Source organism: Phormidium tenue FACHB-1050 (assembly GCF_014696925.1).
GTDB lineage: Bacteria > Cyanobacteriota > Cyanobacteriia > Pseudanabaenales > Pseudanabaenaceae > Pseudanabaena.
The window spans coordinates 1-6,538 of record NZ_JACJQY010000087.1 but is presented as its reverse complement, the minus strand read 5'-3'; the positions used below and the strand labels follow the sequence as shown (position 1 = coordinate 6,538).

At 40.0% G+C, this 6,538-nt stretch carries 9 protein-coding genes; 3 read left to right on the top strand and 6 right to left on the bottom strand.

Annotation, left to right across the window (positions count from 1 at the left end; genetic code table 11):
* Positions 1-99 precede the first annotated feature (99 nt).
* The 3 genes from H6G05_RS24900 to H6G05_RS24890 all read right to left on the bottom strand — a co-directional run bounded on the left by H6G05_RS24900 (position 100) and on the right by H6G05_RS24890 (position 3,002).
* Positions 100-672 carry a Uma2 family endonuclease gene (locus tag H6G05_RS24900; RefSeq protein WP_190582679.1) on the bottom strand — a complete coding sequence of 191 codons (573 nt, stop codon included), beginning with the start codon at positions 670-672 and terminating at the stop codon, positions 100-102.
* Between the two features lie 107 nt (positions 673-779).
* Positions 780-1,718, bottom strand: coding sequence for a biotin synthase BioB (gene bioB, locus H6G05_RS24895; RefSeq protein ID WP_190582677.1), 939 nt, complete (start codon positions 1,716-1,718; stop codon positions 780-782).
* Between the two features lie 156 nt (positions 1,719-1,874).
* Positions 1,875-3,002, bottom strand: coding sequence for a glycosyltransferase family 4 protein (locus H6G05_RS24890; RefSeq protein WP_190582675.1), 1,128 nt, complete (start codon positions 3,000-3,002; stop codon positions 1,875-1,877).
* A 384-nt stretch (positions 3,003-3,386) separates the two neighbouring features.
* Here H6G05_RS24890 and H6G05_RS24885 point away from each other — a divergent pair, with 384 nt between their 5' ends.
* Both H6G05_RS24885 and H6G05_RS24880 read left to right on the top strand, forming a co-directional pair.
* Positions 3,387-3,635 carry a type II toxin-antitoxin system HicB family antitoxin gene (locus H6G05_RS24885; RefSeq protein WP_242025830.1) on the top strand — a complete coding sequence of 83 codons (249 nt, stop codon included), beginning with the start codon at positions 3,387-3,389 and terminating at the stop codon, positions 3,633-3,635.
* Positions 3,635-3,847 (top strand): type II toxin-antitoxin system HicA family toxin, encoded by a 213-nt coding sequence (locus H6G05_RS24880; RefSeq protein WP_190582673.1) that lies wholly within the window; start codon positions 3,635-3,637, stop codon positions 3,845-3,847. The genes H6G05_RS24885 and H6G05_RS24880 overlap by 1 nt, the downstream gene beginning before the upstream one ends.
* Positions 3,848-3,950: 103 nt before the next feature.
* Here H6G05_RS24880 and H6G05_RS24875 read toward each other — a convergent pair whose 3' ends face one another.
* From H6G05_RS24875 to H6G05_RS24865, 3 genes are read right to left on the bottom strand one after another with little or no spacing between them, the layout of a single operon-like run.
* A complete protein-coding gene (locus H6G05_RS24875; protein WP_190582671.1) occupies positions 3,951-5,375 on the bottom strand; it encodes an EH signature domain-containing protein in 1,425 nt (474 codons plus the stop codon).
* Positions 5,372-6,067 carry an OmpA family protein gene (locus tag H6G05_RS24870; protein ID WP_190582669.1) on the bottom strand — a complete coding sequence of 232 codons (696 nt, stop codon included), beginning with the start codon at positions 6,065-6,067 and terminating at the stop codon, positions 5,372-5,374. The genes H6G05_RS24875 and H6G05_RS24870 overlap by 4 nt, the downstream gene beginning before the upstream one ends.
* Before the next feature lie 3 nt (positions 6,068-6,070).
* Positions 6,071-6,223, bottom strand: coding sequence for a hypothetical protein (locus tag H6G05_RS24865; RefSeq protein WP_190582667.1), 153 nt, complete (start codon positions 6,221-6,223; stop codon positions 6,071-6,073).
* Here H6G05_RS24865 and H6G05_RS24860 point away from each other — a divergent pair.
* Entirely contained in the window at positions 6,223-6,396 is a 174-nt protein-coding gene (locus H6G05_RS24860; RefSeq protein WP_190582666.1) for a hypothetical protein, read from the top strand. The genes H6G05_RS24865 and H6G05_RS24860 overlap by 1 nt on opposite strands.
* Positions 6,397-6,538 lie beyond the last annotated feature (142 nt).

Here is a 6,538-nt window from a genome sequence, read left to right as displayed (position 1 = left end):
TCTCTGTCTCAAGTTCTTCGCTGTAATAACCCAAAATTATTCCTTTTCTTTCTTTGTCTGAGATTATCCTAATTTGCACAAGTTATTTGTTTTTCATTCCTAAGTATATTTTTCTTCAAAAGCGGTCATAGCATCTAATTGCGAATCCATCAACAAACATTGTTCTAAATGTTCAATATCTAAATCAGGTAACCAGACACTAGTTTTAACTTCCACATATCCGCTATTCTCCAAGCGATAAATACTAATCTCACCATTCTGCCAGAACCAAACTTCTGGTACTCCTAGCAATTGATATTTTCTCAACTTTTTTGTGCTGCCGCTTGTGACAACAATCTCGATACATAGATCGGAAATATCTTTTTCGATATCAAAATTGTAAGAAAGATCGGCTTGAAATTCTGTAGCATCTTGCAACTCTTGGGTATAGGCTCCTGTCGCCACAAACCTTATGCGTTTTAGCATAAAGTACCGTCCTAGCAACAGTCCAAGCAACGCGCAAATCATTTCATGTAGCCGCCCTATGCCCATAATTTCTAGTTCTCCCTCACAATAAATCATCCGCGTACCACCAATTTCTTCAAAGGCGGATTGCAAGGTTTTAAATTGCTCCCAAGTTACAGCCCGTTTAATGAGATATTGATTTTCTGCCTTAGCTAAAGTTTGGATCATCGCTTTACCTTTGCTGCTAGTTATTGACAGTATAGTGGGTGATTGGTTATAGGGCTTGTAAACCAATTTCCAATCACCTCATTATGAAAATTTCAATCTTTCAAGGATTATACTAACTCTTTTGGCATGATACCTAGTCTCTCAAACATTGCAGCATCATTTTGCCAGTCTGGATTTGCTGTCGTGAGCAATTTCTCACTAGAGAAGATGGAATTTGCCCCTGCGAGGAAGCATAAAGCTTGATCGGAGACACTGAGCCGATCGCGTCCTGCGGAAAGTCTTACCACGGCTTTGGGCATCAGGATTCTGGCGGTGGCGACCATCCGCACTAATATTAGCGGATCGATCGCTGGTAGATCGCCAAAGGGAGTTCCTTCTACCGCCGATAGAGCATTAATTGGTACTGACTCTGGTTGAGGAGAGAGATTAGCGAGAGTATGCAAAAGATCAATGCGATCGCTATCAGTCTCACCCATGCCGACAATGCCACCACAACAAACTTGAATGCCTGCTTCTGAAACATGCTGGATCGTTTCGAGGCGATCGCGGTAGGTTCGAGTTGTAATAATTTCAGGATAGAAGCTTTCAGAAGTATCAAGATTATGGTTATAGGCAGTTAATCCAGCTTTGGCTAGACGTTGAGCCTGTTCTGGGCGCAACATCCCCATAGTTACACAGGCTTCCATTCCCATTCCTGCGACGGCTTCGACCATTTGTAACACACGCTCAAACTCTTCCCCTTCAGGAGCATTGCGCCAAGCCGCCCCCATACAAAATCTGGTCGCACCATGCTGTTTTGCCTCTTCTGCTTGACTGATCACTTCTGCCAATGGTAGTAGAGGATAAGTCTCTACTCCTGTGGGATAGCGAGCGCTTTGAGGACAATATTTGCAATCTTCAGGACAACGACCTGACTTAATGTTTGAGAGCGTACACATCTGGACAGCATCGGTTTGGTGGTACTGGCGATGGATCGTCTGAGCCTCAAAAACTAGAGAAAGTAAAGGGCGATGGTAAATTTCGGTAGCAAGTTCAAGGGAAATCAAGAGAGTATTTATACTTACGACATAATGGTGGCGATCGCCATTGTACTGCGAAGGAATACCGCTTTAGGACGCGATCGCAATACTTCTTTAAAAACAAACCCAAAAATTGTTAAGGCGGGCTACGCCCGCCTTAACAATTTTTGAGGGAGTATGCCATTAATTAATTAAAACGGGTTTGCAAGCTGCGATCGTCTGTTCATAATAGTTTTGTAACTGTCGCGTCGCTGCATCCCAACCCCATTTTTCAGCTTCTAGACGTGCTTCGATGCACATATACTCATTGCGATTTTGCAAAAGATTTTGGGCTGCCAGAGTCAAACCATTGCTGTCATTCGTCTCGAACAAATAACCATTGATCCCATTGGTGACAATATCAGGAATACCACCTGAATTTGCGGCAACCACAGGACAACCTGCTGCCATCGCTTCAAGCAAGACTAAGCCGAGAGTTTCTGTACGCGATGGGAATAAAAACGCATCACTAGAGGCAAACGCAGAGGCAAGATCGTCACCATGCAAATAACCCACAAAATTGGTGTTTGTCCCAGCAAAAATTTTCTCTAACTCTTGGCGATAGGGCCCATTGCCAACTAAGGCAAGGCGACTATTGGGGATGGCATTGAGTACTGGCAAAATTTGCTGAATTTCCTTTTCTGCTGAAAGCCTACCCACGTAGAGAAATAAGGTATCCTCAGGATGTCCTCGGGTAAGGCGCGATCGCATTTCCGCACTTTTAAACTTGGGGTGAAACTGCACTGTATCCACACCGCGTTGCCACAGATCAAGGCGTTCGACACCATGCGATCGCAGTTCTTCAATCATCGCTGTCGAAGTACAAAGATTTAGAGCTGCTTGATTGTGGGTGTTTTTGACTAGTTCCCACATCAATCCCTCCAGAAACCCTAAACCGTAATGCTGTAAATATTGGGGTAAATGCGTGTGATAGGAAGCCATCAGTGGATAGTTCATCGATTTGGCATAGTAAAGTCCTGCCATTCCCAAAATTGCAGGATTAACGATATGCACAATATCGGGTTTGAACTGTTCTAGCGCATGACCTATTGAAGGGCGTGGCAGGGCTAGTTTTAGTTCTGGATATAGTGGGAAGTCAAAGGCTGATACTCCATAAATCTCTGCACCACAATATTCTTTAAGTCCACCGTCGGGCGAAAACACCAATACTTGATTTCCGAGTTTGACTAGATATTCGACGGTGTATTTGAGGCGAGTAACGATGCCATCAACTTTTGGCAGGAATGTCTCGGTAAATATGGCGATACGCATAGTTATAGCTGTATGGGATCGTTCGCTGTGGATTGAGAGGATCATACTATAGCGGTCATCTCTTAATACAAAAAAAGCATAATTCTAAAGAGTGCTTTTCTCAGTCAAACTAATTAATAGCGATCGCCTTCACGACATTTTTACTGATCGCTTTATGTAAGAAGTCTTAGAACAGCTAATGATGAACATTCTCTGTCAATGTTACAGAAAATTGCTGGCATTCTCAATCAGAAGGTTGAGATTAAGTTTTCAGCGATCGCTTCTTGAGACGAGTTTGGTGTAGGCGATGTTTTAGTTTTTGGGAAATTAACGCCTTTTACTAGTCAAGCTTAAAATGCTAATCTAATAGCAGTTTTGCAAATTAAGATTTAGGCAAATCTCGTTATGACTATGCTCTACAAAATCCCGTTATTATTAACTCCACAGCCTGAGGGTGGTTTTACGGTGACTTCGCCGCTTTTGCCAGAGTTAGTTACTGAGGGTGAATCTATTGATGAGGTGTTAGTCAATGTGCGCGATGCGTTTGAGGCTATTCGGGAGCTTTATGATGATCTAGGTAAAAAATTACCTCATAATCTGCTATTTGCCGATCAAGCTTCTCCAGCCCTGATAGAAACTGTTATTTCAGCATAATGAATTATAGAGAAGTTGCGAAAAAGCTATCTAAACTGGGATGTGAGGAGCTTTCTAGGCGTGGTGGTGGTTCCCATCGTAAGTGGTTTAATCCTGTTACGCAAAAAGCGACTGTTATTCCTGATTGGAGTGGTCGAGATTTAAAGTTGGGAACTTTACGAGCGGCGATTAAACAGTTGGGGATTGAGTGGTCTGATTTTGAGGATGTGTAGTGATATCGCCTAAATCAACAGTCTCTAACCGCTCTGCAAAACTTGACGGTTGATTAAAACAAAAAACCTTGATCCTCCCGTGAATTAATTACAGAAAATTTACTTATGAATACGGAGGATTAAATCTCTCAGAACTTTCTCTTCTCTTTTGTGTCTGATCAAATGTTGGACTTGGCATACCAACATCTTTTGTGTAAGGAACATAGTGATTATTGTCTATCCTAAACATTGTTAAAGTCGAATTTGGATAGATATTATGCTTACTTAGCCAACGTTCACAGTAATATTGCCAAAAATAAGCATGATCATGAATTTTTCCACCCAAATGTCGAATATCACTAATAGATAATGAATTACTAGAAAATAATCTATCCCTAATAGTTACATCTTCTAGACAAGAGAATAATCTGATTTCACTTGATTTACCTCTAAAAAATTCTACAATGATATGTGTGTCAAAATCGAAAACACATATTTCTGTTGGTTCGCTATGATAACCGTAGAGAATCGTATATTCATTTAAGAAATTACTACTGATAATTCGTTCAGAGGATGTAGGTATAAAAATACGCACTTGACTAAAATTATCACTATAGTTTCCCCAAAAATAGCTGCGTTTTAATAATTGATTTTTTTGCTTGTTTTTTCTGTTATTCTCGAAATCTGGCAAACTGTCGGCGACAAGTCTTATTAATTTAGCAAAGTCTGCGAAGTTAACTGCACCAATCCATTCTCTTAACTTACGTTTTGCATTTTCACTGAGATATTTTGCCTGATCGCCTTTTTGATAATTTTGTTTTAGCCAATCGACAAGCTCTGGATATTGCCCTCCATCTTCTTTCCTAACTCCAGTTAGAATTTTTTCAATTGCCTTTATTTGTCTACCAATCAAATCTGTTTCTTGATTTAGGCATTTTATTAGCCATCTGCTTATCCGATCATTATCATCATTTGTCTGAATCCTAGCATTTTGTGAGGAGAAGTATTCTGCAACTTCTAGTGTAAACTCTGACAAATCAATTGTGACTAAACCAGTATGTTCTTGGATAAATTTTAGAATTTCATGCTTCCCCCATTGAGCTTTTACTGAATTAGATACAACTGAGTAAATGCCCATCATAGGTATTAATGCAATTGCTTTAATAATGACATCATTTTCGGTCAAAGTATTTTCAAAACTGTAGAAAGTTTCTTTAAGAGATGAAGAAAAGGGTTGATTTTCTAGATAAAAACGTAAATAACCTCTCAACAAATAATATTTAAGTAATTTATTCTGTGTTGCTGCAACCCATAATTGCTTGGATGAATTAATTGCTTCTTGTGGCGATCTCTCATTGTCCCAAGCAGTTTTTTTGAGAACGCACCAAAAACAGTCAACAGCCGACAAAGTACTAGATTTCCCGTTGTTGATTTTTTCGAGAATTTGGTCAATATCTGGGATATTTTGAGAACTCGGTGGGATGCCCTCAGCTAATTTAGCCAACTCGGTAGGAGAAGATTGAGGAATTGATTGCAAACGTAAATTCATAGTTTTTCAGACTCTAAGAAATTTGGACGGCGCACTTGAAAGCGAAAGGTAACACGGCGATCCTTAGGATCAACTGTAGTTTGATTAGAATCTAATGCACCTCTACCTGCAACAAGCATTTTTTCTCGTAAGCGATCTTTTGTTTCAAATCTTGGAAAACTAGCATCATTAAAAATATATTGATACACTGCCGAAGCGCGGCGTAAGCTCAAATCCATATTCTCTCGATCGCTTCCCGAAGAACTGGTCGAACCTTCTACCGAAATTCGTGTAACTTGGCTTTCTAATTCTGGTGGTAATGTAAAAATAATTTTGCTATAGGCAGGAATAAACTGTTTCAGAAATATTTTGCCATTTGCATTTAGTGTTGCGCTATCTTCATCAAAAAGAATGCGATCGCCAATTTGCAAATCGCCTGTTTTTGGATCGACCGCAAAAGAACCCTTACCAATAGCGTCTTCTAATCGGCTGCGAACTAACTCAGGCAAGTTTTTAAATGCTTCTTCATATTTTTGAATTTTTCTTTCGAGTTCCTTAGATTTTTCTAGAGCCACTTGATACTGCACAAACACGATGATAAACAACAGGGCAAATACCATCAGTAATCCAGACATCAAATCACCGATAGATAGCATGACGCTATTTTCTTCTTCCTCTTGCGGAAGTTCTAACTGCAATTTGCGATCGTCCATAATTTATTTCCCCCTAGATTCTCGGTTTACTTCTACTAAAATATTGGCAGCCTCTAGCAAACCACCAGACACTTTTGCCATTGCCGAATCTGCATCCCTAAAGAAATTCTGTTCGCCATCAATCATCTGTTGTAACATTTGCTCTAAAGATTGCATTGACACTTGGTAGTTATCAGTTAGCTGACGATTGCCTTTCTCTAGGCGATCAATTTGATCACCAACACTACGAGAAATTTCTGTTAGCTGCTCGATCCTTGCTGCGTGAGAACTTTCAACAGCACTACCAAGCTGAGCGATCGATGTTGCCGCATTATGAACATATTCTGTAACTTCTTGTATTTCTTTGACTCTTGATGTGATGTCATTAGTAAGGAATGAAAAACAAATAACTTGTGCAAATTAGGATAATCTCAGACAAAGAAAGAAAAGGAATAATTTTGGGTTATTACAGCGAAGAACTTGAGACAGAGA